Origin of the sequence: Plantactinospora sp. KLBMP9567 (genome assembly GCF_033446045.1) — a bacterium.
Classification (GTDB): Bacteria; Actinomycetota; Actinomycetes; order Mycobacteriales; family Micromonosporaceae; genus Plantactinospora.
Map to the genome: position 1 here is coordinate 261658 of NZ_JAWQRR010000016.1, position 21033 is coordinate 282690.

General features: G+C 73.8%; 19 protein-coding genes. 8 read left to right on the forward strand and 11 right to left on the reverse strand.

Annotated elements, in window-relative coordinates:
- Positions 1-151 precede the first annotated feature (151 nt).
- A complete protein-coding gene (locus tag R6Y94_RS12715) occupies positions 152-808 on the forward strand; it encodes a response regulator transcription factor (RefSeq protein WP_318396000.1) in 657 nt (218 codons plus the stop codon).
- A gap of 13 nt (positions 809-821) precedes the next feature.
- Entirely contained in the window at positions 822-2198 is a 1377-nt protein-coding gene (locus R6Y94_RS12720; protein WP_318396001.1) for a HAMP domain-containing sensor histidine kinase, read from the forward strand.
- 9 nt (positions 2199-2207) lie between these two features.
- On the opposite strand, the gene R6Y94_RS12725 is transcribed toward R6Y94_RS12720, so the two are convergent.
- Positions 2208-3188 (reverse strand): TAXI family TRAP transporter solute-binding subunit, encoded by a 981-nt coding sequence (locus R6Y94_RS12725; protein ID WP_318396002.1) that lies wholly within the window; start codon positions 3186-3188, stop codon positions 2208-2210.
- A gap of 134 nt (positions 3189-3322) precedes the next feature.
- Between R6Y94_RS12725 and R6Y94_RS12730 the strand changes: the two genes are divergently transcribed.
- On the forward strand, positions 3323-3970 hold the full coding sequence (locus R6Y94_RS12730) for a hypothetical protein (RefSeq protein WP_412102746.1): 648 nt from the start codon (positions 3323-3325) through the stop codon (positions 3968-3970).
- Positions 3971-4125: 155 nt separating this feature from the next.
- On the opposite strand, the gene R6Y94_RS12735 is transcribed toward R6Y94_RS12730, so the two are convergent.
- Positions 4126-4434 (reverse strand): MGMT family protein, encoded by a 309-nt coding sequence (locus tag R6Y94_RS12735; protein ID WP_318396004.1) that lies wholly within the window; start codon positions 4432-4434, stop codon positions 4126-4128.
- Positions 4435-4505: 71 nt separating this feature from the next.
- On the opposite strand from R6Y94_RS12735, the gene proB reads away from it, so the two are divergent.
- Positions 4506-5696, forward strand: coding sequence for a glutamate 5-kinase (gene proB / locus R6Y94_RS12740; RefSeq protein ID WP_318396005.1), 1191 nt, complete (start codon positions 4506-4508; stop codon positions 5694-5696).
- Between the two features lie 559 nt (positions 5697-6255).
- Here proB and R6Y94_RS12745 read toward each other — a convergent pair.
- The 8 genes from R6Y94_RS12745 to R6Y94_RS12780 all read right to left on the reverse strand — a co-directional run bounded on the left by R6Y94_RS12745 (position 6256) and on the right by R6Y94_RS12780 (position 15693).
- Positions 6256-6498 (reverse strand): helix-turn-helix transcriptional regulator, encoded by a 243-nt coding sequence (locus tag R6Y94_RS12745; protein ID WP_318396006.1) that lies wholly within the window; start codon positions 6496-6498, stop codon positions 6256-6258.
- A complete protein-coding gene (locus tag R6Y94_RS12750; RefSeq protein WP_318396007.1) occupies positions 6498-7349 on the reverse strand; it encodes an ABC transporter permease in 852 nt (283 codons plus the stop codon). Before R6Y94_RS12750 ends, R6Y94_RS12745 begins: the two co-directional genes overlap by 1 nt.
- Positions 7346-8317, reverse strand: coding sequence for an ABC transporter ATP-binding protein (locus tag R6Y94_RS12755; RefSeq protein ID WP_412102747.1), 972 nt, complete (start codon positions 8315-8317; stop codon positions 7346-7348). The genes R6Y94_RS12750 and R6Y94_RS12755 overlap by 4 nt, the downstream gene beginning before the upstream one ends.
- A 155-nt stretch (positions 8318-8472) precedes the next feature.
- Positions 8473-9675 carry an adenylyltransferase/sulfurtransferase MoeZ gene (moeZ, locus tag R6Y94_RS12760; RefSeq protein WP_318396103.1) on the reverse strand — a complete coding sequence of 401 codons (1203 nt, stop codon included), beginning with the start codon at positions 9673-9675 and terminating at the stop codon, positions 8473-8475.
- Between the two features lie 127 nt (positions 9676-9802).
- A complete protein-coding gene (locus R6Y94_RS12765) occupies positions 9803-10492 on the reverse strand; it encodes a DUF3152 domain-containing protein (protein ID WP_318396008.1) in 690 nt (229 codons plus the stop codon).
- A gap of 256 nt (positions 10493-10748) precedes the next feature.
- Entirely contained in the window at positions 10749-11528 is a 780-nt protein-coding gene (locus tag R6Y94_RS12770; RefSeq protein ID WP_318396104.1) for a DUF3152 domain-containing protein, read from the reverse strand.
- Positions 11529-11733: 205 nt separating this feature from the next.
- The gene (locus R6Y94_RS12775) at positions 11734-12699 is read right to left on the reverse strand and encodes an alpha/beta hydrolase (protein WP_318396009.1); all 966 of its coding nucleotides are present in this window, start codon (positions 12697-12699) and stop codon (positions 11734-11736) included.
- Between the two features lie 129 nt (positions 12700-12828).
- Positions 12829-15693, reverse strand: coding sequence for a hypothetical protein (locus R6Y94_RS12780; RefSeq protein WP_318396010.1), 2865 nt, complete (start codon positions 15691-15693; stop codon positions 12829-12831).
- Positions 15694-15840: 147 nt separating this feature from the next.
- Between R6Y94_RS12780 and R6Y94_RS12785 the strand changes: the two genes are divergently transcribed.
- Positions 15841-16479: a TetR/AcrR family transcriptional regulator gene (locus R6Y94_RS12785; protein ID WP_318396011.1), complete on the forward strand. Its 639-nt coding sequence runs from the start codon at positions 15841-15843 to the stop codon at positions 16477-16479.
- 91 nt (positions 16480-16570) lie between these two features.
- On the forward strand, positions 16571-16798 hold the full coding sequence (locus R6Y94_RS12790) for a DUF3107 domain-containing protein (RefSeq protein ID WP_318396012.1): 228 nt from the start codon (positions 16571-16573) through the stop codon (positions 16796-16798).
- 168 nt (positions 16799-16966) lie between these two features.
- Here R6Y94_RS12790 and R6Y94_RS12795 read toward each other — a convergent pair whose 3' ends face one another.
- Positions 16967-17671 (reverse strand): ferritin-like fold-containing protein, encoded by a 705-nt coding sequence (locus R6Y94_RS12795; protein ID WP_318396013.1) that lies wholly within the window; start codon positions 17669-17671, stop codon positions 16967-16969.
- A gap of 394 nt (positions 17672-18065) precedes the next feature.
- Between R6Y94_RS12795 and R6Y94_RS12800 the strand changes: the two genes are divergently transcribed.
- The gene (locus tag R6Y94_RS12800; protein WP_318396014.1) at positions 18066-19781 is read left to right on the forward strand and encodes a DEAD/DEAH box helicase; all 1716 of its coding nucleotides are present in this window, start codon (positions 18066-18068) and stop codon (positions 19779-19781) included.
- A complete protein-coding gene (locus tag R6Y94_RS12805; protein WP_318396015.1) occupies positions 19782-20927 on the forward strand; it encodes an SAM-dependent methyltransferase in 1146 nt (381 codons plus the stop codon).
- The last annotated feature ends 106 nt before the right edge of the window (positions 20928-21033 follow it).

Genomic DNA, 21033 nt, shown 5'->3' on the forward strand with positions numbered 1-21033 from the left:
TTGATCTAACGCTTCTCCCCGCAGCTCAGGGAACATCGAAACAGGGAAATTGAGCCAATCTTGAGTGTCCCGGCATTCCGCCACGCTGTGTTCAGCCGCGTCGATGCGGGATGATCGCAGCGGCTGGTACGACAGATTAGGAGCGGCCGGCATGCGCATCCTGTTGGTCGAGGACGACGCCCGGGTGGCCGGCGCGATGGCCTCTGCCCTGTCCCGACGGGGCTACGACGTGGAGCGGGCCGGCACCGCCGCCGCCGCGCTCGCCGCCGCCCCCTGCGACCTGGTGCTGCTCGACCTCACCCTGCCGGACGGCGACGGGGTGGAGGTGTGCCGGGTGCTTCGGCAGCGCAGCGCGCAGCTCGGCATCATCGCGGTGACAGCACGCGGCGAGGAGCGCGACCGGGTGATCGGGCTGCGGATGGGCGCCGACGACTACGTGGTGAAGCCGTTCTCGATGGCCGAGTTGGAGGCCCGGATCGTCGCGGTGCTCCGGCGGGCCCGGGCCGGCGCGCCCCGACCGGAGGTCGTCGAGGTCGGCCCGATCTGGATCGACGTCGCCGCCCGGCTGGTCACGGTACGCAGCGCCGGGGTGGCGCTGACCCGCAAGGAGTTCGACATCCTGGTCTCGCTGGCCCGGCAGCCGGGCGTGGTGGTGCCGCACGAGCGGATCGTCCTCGACGTCTGGCCGACCACCGGCGCCGCCCGGCACACCGTGGAGGTGCACGTCGGCTCGCTGCGCGGCAAGCTCGGCGATCCCGACCTGGTGCAGACCGTGCGCGGTGTCGGCTACCGGCTCCGGGCCGAGTGACCGGAGCCGTTCCGTGCGCCGCCGCCTGGTCTTCAGCTACTCGCTGCTCATGATCCTGGTCCTGCTCGCCCTGGAGACCCCGCTGGCGATCACCCTCGCCAACCGGGAGACCGAACGGATCCGGGCGGACCGGCTCGCCGACGCCAACCGGTTCGCCTCGCTCTCCGGCCCCGCGCTGCGTACCGGTGCGGTCAGCGCGATCGACGACGAATTGCAGCGCTACCAGGAGCTGTACGGGATCAGCGCCGCGGTGATCGACCGGGAACGGCGTCAGGTGGCCGCCCCCGGTGGGCCGCGACTGGACACCGAGCTGACCGACAGGGCGATTTTCGGCGCCCTCGCCGGCCGGCAGATGACCGTGCCGGAGGTGCTCTGGCCCTGGCAGGTCGGCCCGCTGGTGGTAGCCGTACCGGTGAACGACGGCGGTGAGGTGATCGGCGCCGTCATCACGGTCTCCGCCACCGAGCGGGTACGCCGGACCGTCACCGTCTGGTGGGCGGCGCTGGCCGCGGTCGGGCTGCTCGCGGTCTCCGCCGGGGTGATGACGGCGTTCCGGCTGGCCGGCTGGGTGCTGCGCCCGGTGACCGTACTCGACGTGGTGACCCACGACATCGCGGCCGGCGACGGCCTGGCCCGGGTGCCGACCCAGCAGGGTCCGCCCGAGCTGCGCCGGCTCGCCACCAGCTTCAACGAGATGGCCGACGCGGTCGCCGACGCCCTGGAACGGCAGCGGGCCTTCGTCGCGCACGCCAGCCACCAGCTCCGCAACCCGCTGACCGCGCTGCGGCTGCGGGTCGAGGAACTCGGGCCGAGCCTGACCGACGAGTACGGCCGCGACGAGCACAGGCTGGCGCTGGAGGAGACCGACCGGCTGGCCCAGGTACTCGACGGGCTGCTCACCCTCGCCCGCGCCGAACGGGCCCAGCACACCATGGTGGTGGTGGACGCGGCGGCGGTGGCCGCGTCCCGGGTCGCCGCCTGGCAGCCGCTGGCCAACCACCGGGGCATCACCCTCACCCTCGCCCCGGTGACCGGCCCGCTGCCCGCCCGGGCCGTGCGTACCGCCGTCGACCAGGTGCTGGACGCGCTGATCGACAACGCGGTCAAGTTCGGCCACCCGGGTGGCCGGGTCGAGGTCTCGGTGCACCGCGCCGACGACGGGGTGGTGGTCCGGGTCACCGACGACGGTCCGGGGATGACCGGCGCCCAGCTCCAATCCTCCACGGAACGCTTCTGGCGGGCCCCGGACACCCAGAACATCGACGGCGCGGGGCTCGGCCTGACCATCGTGGCGGTACTGGTCGACGCCTCCGGCGGTCGCCTCACCATGCGTCCCGCCGAGCCGACCGGGCTCACCGCCGACGTCTGGTTCCGGCCCGGCGAGGCGTGAACGCGCTGGTCAGGGCTTGTGCGTCTGGTAGTAGCGGGCGGCACCCGGGTGCAGCGCCAGCGGGGTGGTGGTGATCGCCGACTGCACGTTCAGCCGGGCGGCGGCCGGATGGGCGCTGCTCAGCTCGTCCCGGCGCTGCATCAGTAGCCGGGTCACGTCGTAGACGAGCTGCTCCGGCATGCTGGTGGCCACCACCAGATAGTTGGGCACCGCCACCGTGGTCACCGGCGCCGACCCGTACGCCGAGGCGGGGATGTCCCGCTGGACGTACACCTCACGGTAGGACTGGCGCAGCGGCTCGACCCACTGGCCGAGGTCGACGAAGCGGGCCCGGGTCTGGGCGGCGAAGTCCGCCACCGCCTTCACCGGCAGGCCACCGGAGAAGAAGAACGCGTCGATCCTGCCGGCCCGTAGCGCGGCGACCGAGTCGTCGATGCCGAGCCGGAGCGTCTCGGCCAGTTTGTCGCCGACCCTGGCCACGTCGAGCAGGCGTTCGGCGGTGATCGCGGTGCCGGAGCCCGGCGCGCCGATCGCCACCCGCTTGCCGCTCAGGTCCGTCAACTGCCGGATCGGCTCCTGGGTCAGGGTGACCAGGTGCAGCAGGTCGTCGTAGACCCGGGCAACGGCACTCAGTCCGGTGCCCTCGCCCGGCTCGGTGGCCAGGATGTCGGCCTGGGTGAAGCCCAGTTCGGCCCGACCGGTGGAGACCAGCGAGACGTTCTCCGCCGATGCGGCGGTCACCACCACGCTCGCGGTGACGTCCGGCAACTCCCGGTTGAGGATGCCGGCCAGGGACTGGCCGACGGCGTAGTAGACCGCGGTGGCGCTGCCGGTCGCGATGCGCAGCCTGGTCGGCTCGGCGGGCTGCGAGGTGCATCCGGCGGTGGCCGGCAACGCGATGGTGACCACGGCCAGCGTCACGGCGAGCGTGCCGAGCCGCCGGCCGGGCAGTCCCCGGCCGACGCGTCGGTGCCACCGTGCCCCGCCCACCCCACCACCACCCCGGCGATGATCGACACTCAGCGCAAATTTTGCTCAAGCCTTCAACCGATGTCTACCGCCTCGGCGCGGTAACGGCCACCGTTGAACGTAGTTGGTCGTCGCGAATACGGGGGGCGACAGGAATGGTCTGGAGCACCGGGGCGTACGCCTCAACGCGGCCGCCCCTACGGCCGTCCGGCAGAACCAGCCTGCTGGACCGAGCTTCGCTGGCGGACGCCTTCGAGGCGGCGTGCCTGGTCAGGTGCATCCGGGTGGAGGGAGTGCGGCAGCCGACCACAATGGTGGCCGAGTTCAGCTCGGAGGCTGCCGCCACTCGTCTCGCCGAACTGCTGGCCCGGCTCGGCACACCGGCCCGGTCGGAGCGGATCACCGCAGGCGTCCGCCGCCGCTACGAACTGCACCGGCTGCACCTCACCGAGCCCGGGCAGCCCGCCGTACTGTCAATGGGCTGGCGGCAAGGGCGGACGGCCCTGCTCGATCCGGCCGCCGTCGGCGCCTCCGCGCCCCGGAACGCCCGCCGGCAGGCGCTGGCCGCCGCCGCCTGGCGCGCCGCGCTGCTGGCTGCCGGCCGGCACGTCCGGACCACCATCCTCGGGGTACGCATCTGCGACACCGAGCTCGCCGCGGTGCTGGTACGTAGCGCCCAACTGCTCGGCTCGCCGGCCTCGGTCGCGCCCCGCTCGGGTTGCCTGCTGGTGACGGTGCCGGGCGGCCCGGACAAGGAACGCATCCTGCGCCGCAGCGCCCAGTCTGTCCCCCTGGCGGGCTGACCGCCGCACACCCGGTGCCGGTCGCCGCCGCCGCACACCCGGTGCCGGTCGCCGCCGCCGCACACCCGGTGCCGGTCGCCGCCGCCGCGCACCCGGTGCCGGTCGCCGCCGCCGCACCGGGGCGGGGACCGGATCGGCGGCCGGTCGCGGCCCCCTCAGTCGGTCGGCTGCCAGTCGGCCGCCGACATGTCGACTCCGGCGCCGCGCAGCGGTGTCCCCTCGGCACGCAGCCGGGCCCGGGCCTCACGCTCGTGCCCCGGCGGCAGGCGTCCGGCCGAGTTGACCACCCGGTGCCACGGGACCCCGCCACCGTGCCGAGCCATGATCGAGCCGACCAGTCGGGCCGACGCCCGGCCGGACCGCTCGGCCAGGTGGTCGGCGATCGCGCCGTACGACATCACCCGGCCGGGCGGGATCCGCTCGACCAGCGTGAGCACCTCTTCGACGTACTCCTCGGGCGTCATGAGCTGCCACGATATGGGAGTACGGGACGGGCCGGCGGGGCGGGCCGACCCGGGCACCGCAGAATGGGCGGGTGCGGGAAGCAGTTACCACAGCGCGCCGGATCGTGGTCAAGGTCGGCTCGTCCTCGCTGACCACCGCCGCCGGTGGCCTGGACGCGGCGCGGATCGACGCGCTGGCCGACGTACTCGCCGGCTGGCTGGCCGACGGTCCGGCCGGCGCACCGGTCCCGGAGTCCGGTACCCGACCGGCCGGGCCGGGCCGCAAGCGGGTCGGCCCGGCGGACCGGCGGGAGCTGGTGCTGGTCTCGTCCGGGGCGATCGCCGCGGGCCTGGCCCCGCTCGGGCTGGCCGCCCGCCCCCGTGACCTGGCCACCCAGCAGGCCGCAGCCAGCGTCGGGCAGGGCCTGCTGATCGGCCGCTACTCGGCCGGTTTCGCCCGGCACGCCCGTACGGTCGGCCAGGTGCTGCTCACCGTCGACGACGTGACCCGGCGAGCGCACTACCGCAACGCCTATCGCACGCTGCGCAAACTGCTTGACCTCGGCGCGGTGCCGATCGTCAACGAGAACGACACCGTGGCGACCGACGAGATCCGGTTCGGCGACAACGACCGGTTGGCGGCGCTGGTGGCCGCACTGGTCCACGCCGACCTGCTGGTGCTGCTCTCCGACGTGGACGCGCTCTACACCGGCGACCCGGCCCGTCCCGGCACGGTCCGCATCGAGGAGGTCCGCGACGAACAGGATCTGGCCGACGTGGCGATCGGCCGGGCCGGCCGGGCCGGGGTCGGCACCGGCGGCATGGTGACCAAGGTGGAGGCGGCCCGGATCGCGACCGGCTTCGGCATCCCGGTGGTGCTGACCTCCGCGCCGCTGGCGCCCGCGGCGCTGGCCGGCGAGCCGGTCGGCACCTTCTTCCACCGGGTACGCCAGCGCCCGGCGGCCCGGCTCTTCTGGCTGGCCCACGCGACCTCGCCCCGGGGTCGGCTGCATCTGGACCCCGGTGCGGTGCAGGCGGTGGTGGCCCGGCGCAAGTCCCTACTGCCGGCCGGGATCACGGCGGTGGACGGCACCTTCACCGCCGGTGATCCGGTCGACCTCGTGGACGACGCGGGGTCGGCGGTCGCCCGTGGACTGGTCAACTACGACGCGGTGGAGTTGCCCGGCCTGCTCGGCCGCTCCACCTCGGAACTCGCCGCCGCCCTCGGCCCCGGCTACGAGCGTGAGGTCGTGCACCGCGACGACCTGGTGCTGCTGGTCTGATCCGCTGATCGGCGGGTACCCGTACCACCGCTCTCCCCGACCGGCCCGGCCCGGCTCCGAGGTGTCCGCCCGCGACGCTGTCGAGCTGGGTGCACAGACGGGGCAACGGTATCCGCCCGCCCATCGAACCGCGCCCGGCCACCGGCGCCACCCCAGTTTTCCGCACTGTCGAGCTGGGTGCACGGACGGGGCACGCGAGATCGTGGCCGGCTTCAGTGGCGAGAAGACGCTCCTGGGCTGAGTCGGGAGGGCTGGCGATCCAGCCGGCTCCGGTCGATGAATCGCGTGTGCGGGGGCGCCCGGTCCGGTCCGACTGCGCCGTCCCGGTCCGGATGCACCGCCCGGCCCGGAGGGCACCACCCGGCCCGGAGGGCACCACCCGGCCCGGAGGGCACCGAGTGGGTGCACAAGCGGGGCAGCTCGACAGTGCGCGCACGGCAGTGGTGGCGGCAGGCAAACGTCGTCTCTGCAGCGATCCGGCGCGTGGCCTGCGTGGCCGACGAGGACCATCCGCCGCACCGAACCGGCGCTGCACCGGCACCGCCCGGCGGCTGCCGGGTCAGGCCGTGGCGCGTTCGGCGGCGCCGATCCGGGGGAAGGGCTCGGTGGAGAAGACCACCTCCACCGAAACCTCGAAGTACTGCGCGATCCGCAGCGCCAGGTGCAGGCTCGGGTTGTATTCGCCGCGTTCCAGGTAACCGATCGTCTGGTAGTGCACCCCGAGCGCGTCGGCGAGATCCCGTCGGGAGATCCCGCGCTCGGCGCGGAGCACCGCGATGCGGTTGTAGATCGCCTCGCTCATCAGTTGATCCTCTGCATCGCCTTCTCCTTCCGAGCGGCGACGCTCGAACCGGATTCCCGCCGGGCCATCCGGCGCAACACGATCGGCGCCACCACCAGGCCCAGCACGGCCCAGCCGGCGAGCATGCCGAAGGTCTCCAGGTGTCGCCAGGACCCGCCGATCTCCACCGCCGCCAGCTCGGGCGGCAGCAGGGCCGAACGCGTGCCCAAGCCCAGCCAGTAGACCGGGAACGCCTGGCCGATCCACTGCAGCCAGACCGGGAAGGTGGTGATCGGATAGAAGATCCCGGAGGTCGCGACGAGGCCCATGATAGGCAGCATGATGACGCCGACGTTGCGGGGATTGGCGAAGAGCGAGCCGAGGATCGCACCGAGTGGCAGGCAGGCGACCAGGCCGAGTACGAGGACCGAGAGCAGGGTCAGCCAGGCGCCCGGGCCGCGCAGTTCCACCCCGTTCACCAGCAAGACTCCGGGAATCACCAGGATGACGGAGCTGATCAGCGTCATCCCGGAGACCTGCACCACCTTGCCGACCAGATAGCCGAGCATGCCGTTCGGGATCGCCTTGGCCCGCAGCAGGGTGCCGTCCTCGCGTTCGACGGTGAGGGCCATCATCATCGTCACCAGCGCGCCGAACGCCAGCCCGCCGCCGAGCACGCTGGGCAGCGTACGGGCGCCGAGCGAGAAGTTCGTGCCGGGCACCGTGGCGTCCCGCATGAAGAACATGACGACCAGGAACGCCAGATTGGGGAAGAAGTAGTTCCACAGGTCCTGCACGCTCACCAGGCTCTGCCGCACCTCGATCCCGCCGCGCCGTACCCCGGCCCGGAGGGCGATCACCGTCGGGTTCACCGGCCCGCCTCCTCGAACTCGCGCAGCGTGGCGAGGCTCCGGCCGGACTCGAACTCCCGGACCAGCGCCATGTAGGTGTCCTCCAGACTCGCTCGCCGGACCTCCAGGTCGGCGACGCCGTCGCCGTACTGCTGGAACAACTCCCGGACGAACGTGGTGGCATCGGTGGTGGCGTGCACGAACCGCTGCCCGTCCCGGCTCCACTTGACCTCGGCCTCCGAGGACATCCGCCGGGAGAGTTGGTCTGCCGAGCCGTCGGCGATGATCGAGCCGCCGGCCAGGATCAGGATCCGGTCGGCCAGCTTCTCGGCCTCGTCCAGGTCATGCGTGGTGAGCAGGATCGTGGTCTGATCCAGGTCGGTGAGCCGGTGCACCAGGTCGTGGAACTCGCGCCGGGCCTCCGGGTCGAACCCGGCCGTGGGCTCGTCGAGGAAGAGCAGCTCGGGACGGCCGACGATGCCGATCGCGACGTCCAGCCGCCGCCGCTGCCCGCCGGAGAGCTGGCCGACCCGCTTGGTGGCGTGCGGGTTGAGCCCGACGGCGTCGATCAGGTCGTCGACGTCCCACGGCCGCCGGATCTGGTCGGTGGAGTAGGGCAGGTAGTACGAGCCGAGGTGGCCGAGCAGCTCGCGCACCCGCCACTTGGCGTGGTCGCGCCAGGACTGGAGCACCACGCCCAGCCGGGCCCGCCACCGCTCGTCCCCGTGTGCCGGGTCCACACCGAGCACGGCGACCTCGCCGGCCGACCGCATCCGGAACCCCTCCAGGATCTCGATGGTCGTCGTCTTACCGGCACCGTTGGGGCCGAGCAGCACCAGCACCTCGCCGGGCCGGGCCGTGAACGTGACGCCGGTCAGCACGTCGGTGCTGCCGTAGCGCATCCGCAGATCACGGACGTCCAGCACGGGCTGCTCGACCGGCGACCCGGCGGGCTCGGAGGTCCGGCCCGGAGTCTCGGCGATGGTCATAGATCTACACCCCCTCGTCCAACCTCTACGCGAGGAGATAGTACATCTGCTACACAACTGAGCAACCATATTGCCAACGCGAAGCGGGGCAGCTCCGGGAGGGAGCTGCCCCGCTTCGGGGTACCGGGTCGGGCCCGGTGCGAGGTTGGGAAGGTTCAGTAGGCAGGCAGCGAGGGGTCGATCTGCTTGATCCAGGAGAGCACCCCGCCCTGCACGTGCACCGCGTCGCGGAAACCGGCGGCCTTCACCGCGGCCAGCGCCTCGGCGGAGCGTACGCCGGACTTGCAGTGCAGCACGATCTGCTTGTCCTGCGGCAGCGTGGCCAGCGCCGTACCGGAGAGGATGTCGCCCTTCGGGATCAGCGTCGCGCCGGGGATGCGGACGATCTCGTACTCCGCCGGCTCCCGGACGTCGACCAGGAAGATGTCCTTGCCGGCGTCCTGCCACTCCTTCAGCTCCCGGGCCGTGATGGTCGAGTCCGCCACCGCCTCCTCGGCCTCCGGCGAGACCGCGCCGCAGAAGTCCTCGTAGTCCTCCAGCAGCTCGGTGACGGTCGGGTTCTCCCCGCAGAGCGCGCAGTTCGGGTCCTTGCGGACCTTGATCTTCCGGTACGACATCTCCAGCGCGTCGTAGACCGTCAGCCGGCCGACCAGCGGCTCGCCGATCCCGGTCAGCAGCTTGATCGCCTCGGTGACCTGGATCGAGCCGATCGACGCGCAGAGCACGCCGAGCACCCCGCCCTCGGCGCAGGACGGCACCATGCCGGGCGGCGGCGGCTCCGGGTAGAGGCAGCGGTAGCAGGGGCCGTGCTCGGCCCAGAACACCGACGCCTGCCCGTCGAACCGGTAGATCGACCCCCAGACGTACGGCTTGCCGAGCAGTACCGCCGCGTCGTTGACCATGTAGCGGGTGGCGAAGTTGTCCGTACCGTCGACGATCAGGTCGTACTGGCCGAAGATCTCCAGCACGTTGTCCCGGTCCAGTGCGGTGTTGTGGATCTCGACCTGCACCAGCGGGTTGATCTCGCGGATGCTCGCCGCCGCGGACTCGGCCTTCGACCGGCCGACGTCCGACTGACCGTGGATGATCTGCCGCTGGAGGTTCGACTCGTCGACGGTGTCGAAGTCGATGATGCCGAGCGTGCCGACCCCGGCCGCGGCCAGGTACATCAGGGCGGGCGAGCCGAGGCCGCCGGCACCGACGCAGAGCACCCGGGCGTTTTTGAGCCGCTTCTGCCCCTCGACCCCGACGTCCGGGATGATCAGGTGGCGCGAGTAGCGGCGAATCTCGTCAACGGTCAGCTCGGCGGCGGGCTCGACGAGCGGGGGCAGTGACACGGTGGACTCCCCGGTTCGGATCCTCGCTCAGCCGGCGGCTGAGCGCATCGACAGTGGCATGTCCGGCCATTGTTCCTCGCCGGAGTGCGAATAGACCATGAGCTGAAACACCTGCCCGAAATCCGGGAGCGGGGAATACGACCGCCGGTCAGGGGATCGGCGGACCGACGTACCGCCGCCCGTCCACGTACGGCCGGCCGTTCGGCGCGCAGCCGCGCAGCCCGTACGTCTGCTGGAGCATCACCGGCGCCGGTGCACCGGGCCGGGGACAGCCCTGGTGCTCCTCGCCGAGTTCGTGCCCGACCTCGTGGTTCACGGCGAATGCCTGGTAGACCTCAAGTGACGCACCGTAGTCGGGCACCGCGGTCAGCCAGCGCGCGACGTTCAGCACCACCTGCCCCGGCAGCCGGCACGAGCCGTACCGCTCGGTGTGCAGGCCGGCGGTGCCGCACATCCGCTCCGAGGTCCCCGGGGTGGCCAGGAAGACGGTGAACTGGGCCTTCGTCGCCTTGGCCACCCGCTGGAGCCGGAGCTTCCCGGACGCCGTCCAGCCCCGTGGGTCGCCGAGCACCGCGTCGACGGCGGCGGCGAAGGTGGCCACGTCCTGCCCCATGCCCTGCTCCACGGCGACGTGGTACCGACGCAGCGTACCCGCCTTGCCGAGCACCCGGCCGGCGGCGGCGTACCCGAAGGTGCCCGGCCCGGTGGTCGGATAGCCGGCGCCGGGATCGGTGGTCGGACCGCTCCGCCCGGCCGCCGTGCTCGCCGCCCCGGCGACCACCCCACCCCGGCCGGCCGCCGCCACGGTCGACCCGAACCCGCCCGGCCGGGTGTGCACCAGACCGACCGTGAGCAGGCCGGCGGCGACCGCCAGCAGGGCGAGCGCGACGGTACGGCGGCGCCGTCGACGGGCCTAGGCGGCGGCGACCCGCTGCCGTTCGAGCCGGCCGCCGGAGCGCGCGGGAAAACGGCCATGGTCGGGAGGGTTTGCCGGATTCGTCATGGCGGGCCTCAGCCTTCCATGCCGGCGGGTCAGCGTCCAGGGTCGCTTTCTTCATGCCGGCGGGTCAGCGTCCAGGTCGCTTTCCCACCGCCTACAGCGAGGGACCGGCGTACCGTTCGCCCTCCAGGTACGGCCACGGGTTCGGCACGCAGCCGTTGAGGAAGAGCGTCTGCTGCATCATCACCGGGGCGGCCCGACCCCGGCGGGGACAGCGCTCGTGCCCGTGCCCCAGCTCGTGTCCGACCTCGTGGTTGACCACGTACGTCCGATACCGGTCCAGCGGCACACTGGCGGACACGTAGTGCGGGACGGAGCGCATCCAGCGGTCCAGGTTGATGATGACCCGTCCGGTGCCCCGGCAGGAGGTGTACGGCTTGCCGCCGACCCGGATGTCCACTCCGGACGCGGCGCACATCTGCCGGGCCGTACCGGCGGTGACCAGGTACACCGTGAAGTCGTGCCCGGCCTTGTCCGGTACCCGCTGCAACCGCAGCCGCCCGCTGCCGATCCAACTGCGCGGATCGGCCAGCGAGGCGTCCACCTTCGCGGCGAACTCCGCGACGTGCTCGTCGACGTTCCGCTCCACCGCCACCCGGTAGCGCCGCACCGCCCCGGCCCGGCCCAGCACCTCGCCCCGGCCGGTGGCGTAGCTGAAACTGCCCGGCCCGGTCGACGGCACCGGGTCGGTGAGCCGCAGCACCGGCGCGGGCGGCCGGCTCGGTGTGGGCGTCGGGGTGGCGGTCGCGACGGCGGCCGGCGTCGTCGCCGGTACGGCCGGCTGGGCGGCGGCCTGCGGCTCGTCCCCGGTCAACCGGTCGGCCGGTGGCACCAGGACCCCGACCACCCCGACCGCGCCGGCCACAGCCAGCATGAGCACCGCCAGCCTCCGGCCGCGCCGGAACCGCCGGGCCCGGCGCCGGTGCGGCGAGTCGGAAGCCGGCGGTACGGCACCCGGTGCCGGGGGTTGGCGACGCTCGCTCTTCCACACAGTTACTTAGTACGCCCGGCCCGCCCGGTTGGTTGCACCCATGACTCCAGATCACCCGCCGGAGTCGGCCGTGGTCACGGGGCGGCGGTCAGCGGGGGGCGGTCGGCAGCGGGCTGGTCTCGTCCAGCAGCGCCAGCGCCGCCCGGGCGACCGTCCGGGGCACCTCGAGCTGCGGGACGTGCCCGACACCGGCCAGCAGCAGCAGTCGACTGTCCGGGATCACCCGGGCCACCTGCGCCGGTACCCGGACGTCGACCAGCCGGTCCTGCCCACCGCCGATCACCAGCGTCGGGGCGGTGATCATGGTGGCGATCCGCCACAGCGAGCCGGACCCGGGCAGGTACGCCCGGACGAAACTGCCGACCAGGCCGCGCAGCGTACGCAGATAGGCCGCCGCGTAGTGCTCCGTCGTGTACCGGATCCGGATCTCCTCGATCGCCTCCAGCCGGCGCTGGTCGCAGATCCGGGTGGTGTCGGCGACACACGCTTCCATCACCTGCCGGGCCATCTCCTCCGGCGCCAGCTGGGTCAGCCAGCGCGAGGCGAACCGTTCCGCCATGGGCACCGCCAGCAGTGGCAGCACCCGGCCCTGGAGGGACCGGCGCGGGTCCAGGAACGGCATCGCCGGTGAGACCAGGGTGAGCGTACGGACCAGGTCGGGGCGGAGACCGGCGACGCGTACCGAGACCGCACCGCCGAGCGAGTTGCCGAACAGGTGCACCGGCCCCCGACCGGAGTGCTCGATGTACCGGATCACCCGGTCGGCGAAGGCCGGGATGGTGTATTTCCGGGCCGGGTCGCTCCGTCCGAAACCGGGCAGGTCGATGGCGTGCCCGTCGAGCCGGTCGGCGAGCAGACCGGCGAGGTCGGTCCAGTTCTGGGCCGAGCCGCCCAGCCCGTGCACGTAGAGCGCCGGCTCGGCGTCCGACCGGGTGGCCGGGGTTTCCCGGACGTAGGTGATCGAGCCGTCGACCCGTACGCCCCGGCCGGGCCAGGGTGGCGGCACCTCGTCCCGGGCGATCGACTCGTCCGCCGCCAGCAGCGCACGCTTCATCAGTCAAGTGTGCCGGCCGTACGGAGATCACGCGGCGGGCCGGGCCAGGCCGGGCCGGGAACGGGTCCGGGGCGGAGGCCCGTCTGGATGCCTCCGCCCCGGTTCGTTCCGTTTGCCCCGCCGGTCGGGTCAGGTGAGCAACGCCTCAAGCCGGCGGTTCACCGCCGCCAGGGTGGCCCGGACCACCGCCTGCCGCGGGTCGCCGGAGACCAGCGCCGAGCCGGCGAGCTGCTCGACCCAGCCGTCGCAGACCAGCAGCACCACCACGGTGGCGACCTCGCAACTGCCGAACGGCACCACCGCCGCGTGCTCGACGAAGCAGCGGCCCCGCTCGGTGACCCGGGTGGAGGCGCTGAGCAGCTCGTCGATGGCCGCGGCCGCCGCCACGGCGCAGAGCCGCAGCACGTACCCGTCGACGGCGGGACCGGTGGCCAGCCCGGCCGCCGGCTGCCTCCCGGCGGCCAGCCGTACCTCGACGGTGGCGTCCAGGCCGAAGGTGCTCACCTGCACGTGGTCGATGATCACCCGGGGTCCGGGCGGCGAACCCGGGTTCAGCGGCCGGGACGGCGCGGTCTCGGTGGTGGTCACCGGGCTTCCGGAGTAGGAGCTGCCGACGGTGCTGGGGTTGGCGCCGAGCGGCGAACCGCCCCGGCCGGCCTCTCCGGGCGGCGACACCGTCGGCGGCTCGCCGACGGTGGCCCGGCCGCGGTGACCCGGTGCCTGGTGCCGGCGACGCGGCTCCTCGATCACCGGCTCGGCCCGGGGCTCCGGCTCGGCCGGCGGCGCGTGCCGGGGCTGCCCCGCGGGCCGGGTCGGCGCGGCGGTCCCGGTGAAGCCGGGCGGGGTCGGTGCCGGTGCCGGCGCGCCGGGCAGGTTCTGCGGGGCGGCGGCCAGTCCCATCCGCTCCTGGAGCAGCCGTGCCACGTGCCGGCTCACCTCGGCGGGATCGGCACCGTCGGCGAGGTCCAGGCGCAGGCTGTGCGCCCCGGCCGGGGTGGTACGCAGCGAGGCGTCGCGTACCCCGGCGACTCCCCGGACCGCGTCCAGGATCGCGTTGACGTCGAAGCCGTCCGGTCGCTCGCGCAGCTGTGCCGCTCCGTCCTCCCGACGCAGATGGGTGGCGATCCGGGCCAGCTCGGGCGTCTCGGCGGGCGGCTCCACGGCGGGTGGCTCCGGCACGGTGGGCACGTCTGGCTCGGCCGGGACGCGTTGCGGCAACACGTCACCGGGGTCCGCCGGCCGCGCGGCGGGCGCGGGCTCCGCCGGGGCCGACTCCGGATAGCGGTACGGCGCGCCGGGGTAGCTCGGCCCGGTCGGCAACGCCAGGGCCTCCCGCCGGTACGGATATCCGGGTGCCTGCCCGACCGGCGGATAGCCGGCTGGTTCGGCACCCGGCGGCGGGCCGGTCGGCCCGGACGGATAACCGGAAGGCTCGACAGCGGGGGCGGGCCCGGGCGACGGATGGCCCGCCGACTCCGCACCCGGGGCGGGTCCCCGGGGCGGGCCTGGTGGGCCCGACTGCTCCGCGCCCGGCGCCGAGGGGGCCAGCCCGGCCGGGCCGGGCAGGTAGCGGGGCGACTCCGGCCCGGTCGGACCGGACAGCCCGCCGGGACCCGGCAGGTAGCCCGGCGCCTCCGGCCCGAGCGCGGCCGGCCCGGGATAGCCGCCGGGCTCGTTCGGCGCGGACCGCCGGCCCGCGGTCTCCGGCGCCGCCGGGACGTGCCGGGCAGCCGCGGGGTTCGCGAAGCCCGGGTTGGCCGACGGCGGCAGGGCGTGCCCCTCCCGGGGGATCGGCCCGGTCGGCGATTCGGGTACCCGCTGCGCCGGCTGGTCGGCCCAGCTCGGCGACCAGTGCTGCTCCCGCCCGCCGGGGATCTCCGGCTCGTGGGCCGGCTCGGGCTGCGCGACGGCCTCTGCGGCGTGCTGGCTCTCCGGCTGCCGGCCGCCCTCCTGCTCCAGGGGTACGCCGGCCGGGGCCCATGGCGGGGCCCAGCCGGATGACCAGTTCGCCGGCTCCTGAGCACGGACGTCGGCCGGATGGACCGGCGCAGGTCCGCGCTCGTCGATTTCCGCCGGACCCCAGCCCGGTCCCGCCGGCCCGGCCTGCTCCGGAACGGGCGGCGGGGCCGGGGAACGGTCGGGCTGGCGGGGTACGGCGGGCATCAGCGCGGTCATCTCGGTCACCGGCGGATGGTCCTGCTCGGCCGGTGGCCGGAAAGCGCGGCCGCGCTCGAAATCCGCCGCGACCAGGTGCTCGGGCGGCGCCCCGCCGCCCACCTGCCCGGGCTGCGCAAACGGCGGCCCGGAGGTCACGGCCGGCGGTCCGGAGATGGCGGCCGGCGGGCCCGATGTCACCACCGGCGGTGCCTGTGCCGTGCTGGGCGGTCCCGAGACCGCGGCCGGCGGTCCGGAGGTCGGTCCGGGGTAGGCCGGTGCCGCCGGCTCCCCCCAGCGCGGCGGGTGGCCGGTCGGTCCGATGCCGGCGCGTTCCGGCTCTGCGTAGCCGGGCTCGCCGAAGGCGTGCCGGGCGGCACCGGACTGATCCGGCTCGCCCGGCGGGAGTTGCCCCGGCTGCCCGGGATAGTCCGTGACGGCGGCGCCCGGCAGCTCCGGCCCGACTCCCGGCCGGCCGGTCGGATCGGCCGCCTCCACCTCGTACGGATAGCCCGGTCCGCCGCTCCAGCCCCGCTCCGGCTCGGGCACCTCGCCCAGGTGCACGCCGTTGACCGGTTGCCGAAGCTCGCGGATCGGGATGCTGGGCGAGACCGGCAGCGGGCGGGGGCTGTAGGCCGAGTGGTCAGCCCAGCCGCGGCTCACCGCCGGCTCGACCGGCTGGTGCCACTGCCGTCCGTTCGGATCGACGCCGACCTCGGCGCCGGACCAGCCCGTGTCGGCCGCCCAGCCGTTGGCGGGACGGGCCGGGTCACCCTGCGGACCTGCCCCGTTACCGTGTTCTCCCGGTGTGGGGGCTCCGGGTTGCCCTGTTTCGTCCACCGTGCGCTCCTTGGTCGCCCCCGCTGAGGCTACCGTGTGGTGGCAGTGCCGATAAGTTACAGCGGCGGGCCAATTCGGCAGTCGAGTGATGGATCCCTGCTCCGGTCGGAACGAGTCGACGGCGTGCGAGGTGAAGCGGAGGTGACCATGACCCAGGTGGGAAACGGCGCGCACACGGCCGGCCGCCCAACGCGGCTGCCGCGCTCGGCACGGCGTAAGCAACTGCTGGCGGCGGCCCAGGACGTGTTCGTCGCCCAGGGATACCACTCGGCCGCGATGGACGACATCGCCGAGCGGGCCGGGGTCTCCAAGCCCGTTCTCTACCAGCACTTTCCCGGAAAGCTGGAGCTCTATCTGGCGCTGCTGGACACGCACTGCGACGCGATCGTGGCCAAGGTCCGGGAGGCGATGGCGGCGACCACCGACAACAAGGAACGGGTCAGCGGGGCCGTCCGGGCGTACTTCGACTTCGTCGACCACGAGAGCGGCGCGTTCCGGCTGGTGTTCGAGTCGGACCTGCGCAACGAGCCGGCCGTACGCGAGCGGGTCGAACGGGTGGAGCAGGGCTGCATCGCCGCCATCACCGATGCCATCATCTCGGACACCGGGGTGAGCCGGTCCCGGGCCGAACTGCTCGCCTCCGGGCTGGTCGGCGCGGCCGAGACCGCGGCCCAGTTCTGGCTCGCCGGCGGGCGGCAGGTGCCGAAGGCCGAAGCCGAGGCGCTGCTCACCGGGCTGTCCTGGCGCGGGATCGCGAGCTTTCCGTTGCAGGGCGAGTCAGCCTGAACGGTTGCAGGGCGAGTCAGCCTGAACGTAACCGGCGCGGATCGGATAGCCTTTCCGACGGCGGATCTTTCGCCCCGAACGAGGAGGCCACGTGGAGGTCAAGATCGGCGTGCAGTACGCGCCGCGCGAGCTGGTCCTGGAGAGCGCGCAGACGCCGGCCGAGATCGAGCAGATCGTGACCGACGCCCTCAGCAGCAACGACGGCACGCTGTCGCTGACGGACGAGAAGGGCCGTCGGGTCATCGTGCCGGTCAGCAAGGTGGCCTACGTCGAGATCGCCGAGGCATCGCCCCGGGCGGTCGGCTTCGTCGCCCGCTGACCCGCGCTCGCCCCGGCACCGTCCGGGGCGGAACACCGCCTGGTCGCCACCACCGGCAGCACCGGGGCCGGGTCGCCGTGGACGACCTGCGGCCGCGGGTACCGGGGCGCAGCATCCGGGCGGCGGTCGCGGCCAACCCGGGACGGAAGTTGTTCGCCCCGACCGGGCTCAGTTGTTCAGCCCGACCGCCGACATCCTTGCGGTGTGCGCGGCGGTCAGTCGCTTGAACAGCGCCTGCACCCCCGACTGGTCGTCGAAGCCGGTCGCGATCAGGGCGGTCAGCGCCACCCGCTCGCCGGCGGTCCGTCCCGCCTGGGACAGCCCCTCGCCGACCAGCCGCCGGGCCCACATCGAGAGCCGGTTCGCGATCTTCGGGTCGGCCTGGATGGCGAGCCGGATCTCCTGACCGGCGAACTCGTCGTACCGGGAGCCGTGCAGCACGTCGAGCACGAGCTGCCGGTCGGGCTCGGCCAGGAACCCCGCCATCTCCCGGAAGAAGTCGTCGGCGACGGCGTCCCCGACGTACGCCTTGGTCAGCGCCTCCAGCCAGTCCTTCGGCTCGGTCGAGTCGTGGTACGACTGGAGCGCCGGCACGAACGGGGCCATCGCCTCGCCGGGCGGTACACCGAGTTCGGTCAGCCGGTCGGCGAGCCGCCGGTAGTTGGCGATCTCGACGGCGGCCATTTCGCTCAGCACGGCACGTCGACCCAGATCAGGGGCCAACCGGGCGTCGGCGGCCATCCGGTCGAAAGCCACCAGTTCGCCGTACGCGACCAGGCCCAGCAGGTCGACGACGGCGCCCGGGACGGTCGGGCCGGTCGGCTCGGCGGGGGTGCGGGACGGGATCGGGGCGGGCTCTGCGGGGGCGGACACGCCCGCAGGGTACCGCCCGGCCGCCCGGGCCGGGCCCGCCGGAAGAGGACGCCCCGCACCGAGCGGCACGCCCCGCCGGCCCGGCAGTCGCCGGGTACGTGGGCCATCCGCTGGAGCCGATGTGTAACGTATGTCACATCGCCGGACCCCGGTCGGCGGCCGCGTCCCGGGACCGGAGACGTCGTTTGCCGGGCTCAGGTAGCATGGATCAGTTGCCGAAGGAGGCAGAGGCCCGGAAGACCTCGATCGTTTCCGGAAATTCTGCCCTGCGGCGCGCGCGTGCGGCCCGGTCTTCTACTCGGCGTTCAGCCGTCGACCGTGTGGCCCGCGCCATACCGACATCGCGCCCTACGGACGAACGGGGCGCACCACGAGAGGGCACCCCCACAACCACATGAGCGATCACATCGAAAACATCATGGCCGGCCAGGCGCTGGCCGCCGACGCACCGGTCCGACCCGAGGCGCCCACCTTCGCCGAACTCGGCGCCCGTCAGGAGACCGTGGCCGCACTCGAAGCGGTGGGCATCACCCGGGCGTTCGCCATCCAGGAATACGCCGTGCCGATCGCGCTGCGCGGCACCGACCTGATCGGCCAGGCGCCAACCGGCACCGGCAAGACGCTCGGCTTCGGCGTACCGCTGCTGGAGCGGCTCTTCGCGCCCGGCGAGGGCAGCGACGGGCTGCCGCAGGCGCTGGTCGTCGTACCGACCCGGGAGCTGGGGCTCCAGGTCGCGAAGGACCTCGCCGCGGCGGGCAAGACCCGGGGCGTACGGGTGCTGCCGATCTACGGCGGCGTGGCGTACGAGCCGCAGGTCGAGGCGCTGCGCAAGGGCGTCGAGATCCTGGTCGGTACGCCGGGCCGGCTGCTCGACCTGGCCAAGCAGAAGCAGATCCGGCTGGACCGGGTGCACGCGCTCGTCCTGGACGAGGCGGACCGGATGCTCGACCTGGGCTTCCTGGACGACGTCGAGAAGATCCTGGCGATGCTGCCGGAGGACCGGCAGACCATGCTCTTCTCGGCCACCATGCCGGAGCCGATCGTCGCGCTGTCCCGCCGGTTCCTCCGGCACCCGGTGAACATCCACGCCGGGCACACCGCCGAGACCGGTCCGTCGCCGTTGACCGAGCAACTGGTCTACCGCACCCACTCGATGAACAAGATCGAGATCGTCGCCCGGATCATGCAGGCGCGCGGGCGCGGACTGACGATGATCTTCACCCGTACCAAGCGGGCCGCCGACCGGGTCGCCGAAGACCTCGACTTCCGTGGGTTCGCGGTCGCGGCCGTACACGGTGACCTGGGTCAGGGCGCCCGGGAGCGGGCGCTGCGGGCGTTCCGGGCCGGCAAGATCGACATCCTGGTCGCCACCGACGTGGCGGCCCGGGGCCTGGACGTCACCGGGGTCACCCACGTGGTCAACTACGACTGCCCGGAGGACCAGGACACCTACACGCACCGGATCGGCCGCACCGGTCGGGCCGGCGCCACCGGGGTCGCGGTGACCTTCGTCGACTGGGACGACATGCCCCGCTGGCGGATCATCGACAAGACCCTCGGGCTGGAGATGCCGGAGCCGCCGGAGACCTACCACACCTCCGCGCACCTCTACACGGACCTGGACGTCCCGACCGACGTCGCCGGCACCCTGCCGTCCGCCGAGCGGACCCGGGCCGGGCTGTCGGCCGAGGTCGAGGAGGACCTCGGCGGCCGGTCCCGGAGCACCGGTGGCCGGCGCGGGCCGGGTCGCGGCGACGGCGCCGGCCGGTCCCGCGACCGGCGCGCCGGCGGTGGCCGCAGCGCCGGCACGGCCGACCCGGCGGTCCCCGAGGCCGAGGTGACCGGCGAGGACGAGCCGCGCCGCCGGCCGCGCCGCCGGCGCCGGGCGGGCGAGGTCGTCGCCGGCACGCAGGGCGCGCCCGAGCCGGCCGAGGCCGGCGCGACCAGGGCCGAGGCGACCAGGACCGAGGCGACCAGGACCGAGGCGACCGAGGCCGGCAGCGGTGGCGGCGCGTCGACCGCGGTCGAGGCCGACGGGTCCGCCAAGCCGCGCCGCCGGCGCCGCCGCAGTCGCCGGGGTACCGGTGGCGACGCCGCCACCGGCGAGTAGATGCCGCAACAGCTTGACGCAGCGCTCGCGCAGGTGCGGGCGCTGCTGCTCGATCCCGGGTTGACCCGCGCCGTCGCCGCCGGGCGGCGGCGCGGGCAACTTCCCACCGTGGTACGCGCCGAACTGCGCCCGGTCGCCCTCAAGTCGGGCGCCCGGCTCCAGATCGTCACCGACGACGGCGCCCGGCCGTTCACCCGGAACGTGGCACCCGGCCCCGAGGCGGACGCGGCGGTCGACGCGCTGCTGGCCGAGCCGTTCGGCAACTGGCACGTCGAGACCGCGACCGCCACCCTGCAACTGCGGGTCACCAAGCGGGGCGAGGCGCAGTTGCACCAGGTCGCCGCGGAGCGGCCCGCGACACCGGCCACCTCGCACGACCGGGCCCGGGAGCACCTGCTCGACCCCGGTGACCCGCTGTTCGCCGCGATCGGTGGCAGCGCGGCCAAGCGCCGGCAGGTCGACGCGTTCCTGCGCGCCCTCGCGGCCACCCTGCCGGAGGAGCTGACCGGCCCGCTGCGGGTGGTGGACCTCGGCTGCGGCAACGCGTACCTGAGCTTCGCGGCGTACCGCTACCTGGCCGGGCGGGGTATCGAGGTGGAACTGGTCGGCGTGGACGTACGCGAGGACCAGCGACGCCGCAACACCGCGCTCGCCGAGCAGCTCGGCTACGCCGACCGGGTACGCTTCGTCGCCGGCACCATCCTGGAGGCGACGGTCGAACCCGCTCCCGACCTGGTGCTGGCGCTGCACGCCTGCGACACCGCGACCGACGAGGCGCTGGCCCGGGCGGTGCGCTGGGGAGCCCGCTGGATCCTCGCCGCCCCGTGCTGCCACCACGACCTCGCCGCGCAACTGCGGGAACACCCGGCCCCGGGCCCGTACGACCTGCTGGTCCGGCAGGGCATCCTGCGGGAGCGCTTCGCCGACGTACTCACCGACGCGCTGCGGGCGGCGCTGCTCCGGCTGCACGGCTACCGGGTCGAGGTGGTGGAGTTCGTCGACTCCCAGCACACCCCGCGAAACCTGCTGCTCCGGGCCCGGCACACCGGCGCCGAGCCGACCGACCGGCAGCGCGACGACTACCGGGCGCTGATCGGCGACTGGCAGCTCACCCCACGGTTGCAGACCCTGCTCGGTTCGGCCTGACCCGCACCATCTGCCCCGGCAGCGGTCCGGGACCGGCGGGGACCGGTGGCGACGATCGCCCGGACCGGGGCGGCCACCCGGGCTGACCCGCACCGCCGGCCGCCTC

Excerpts from the sequence above, each read along its gene's own strand:
- R6Y94_RS12715 (WP_318396000.1), top strand. The coding sequence starts at position 152 with ATGCGCATCCTGTTGGTCGAGGACGACGCCCGGGTGGCCGGCGCGATG.
- R6Y94_RS12730 (WP_412102746.1), top strand. The coding sequence starts at position 3,323 with ATGGTCTGGAGCACCGGGGCGTACGCCTCAACGCGGCCGCCCCTACGG.
- R6Y94_RS12735 (WP_318396004.1), bottom strand. The coding sequence starts at position 4,434 with ATGACGCCCGAGGAGTACGTCGAAGAGGTGCTCACGCTGGTCGAGCGG.
- R6Y94_RS12745 (WP_318396006.1), bottom strand. The coding sequence starts at position 6,498 with ATGAGCGAGGCGATCTACAACCGCATCGCGGTGCTCCGCGCCGAGCGC.
- R6Y94_RS12755 (WP_412102747.1), bottom strand. The coding sequence starts at position 8,317 with ATGACCATCGCCGAGACTCCGGGCCGGACCTCCGAGCCCGCCGGGTCG.
- R6Y94_RS12770 (WP_318396104.1), bottom strand. The coding sequence starts at position 11,528 with ATGCTGGCTGTGGCCGGCGCGGTCGGGGTGGTCGGGGTCCTGGTGCCA.
- R6Y94_RS12775 (WP_318396009.1), bottom strand. The coding sequence starts at position 12,699 with ATGAAGCGTGCGCTGCTGGCGGCGGACGAGTCGATCGCCCGGGACGAG.
- R6Y94_RS12785 (WP_318396011.1), top strand. The coding sequence starts at position 15,841 with ATGACCCAGGTGGGAAACGGCGCGCACACGGCCGGCCGCCCAACGCGG.
- R6Y94_RS12800 (WP_318396014.1), top strand. The coding sequence starts at position 18,066 with ATGAGCGATCACATCGAAAACATCATGGCCGGCCAGGCGCTGGCCGCC.
- R6Y94_RS12805 (WP_318396015.1), top strand. The coding sequence starts at position 19,782 with ATGCCGCAACAGCTTGACGCAGCGCTCGCGCAGGTGCGGGCGCTGCTG.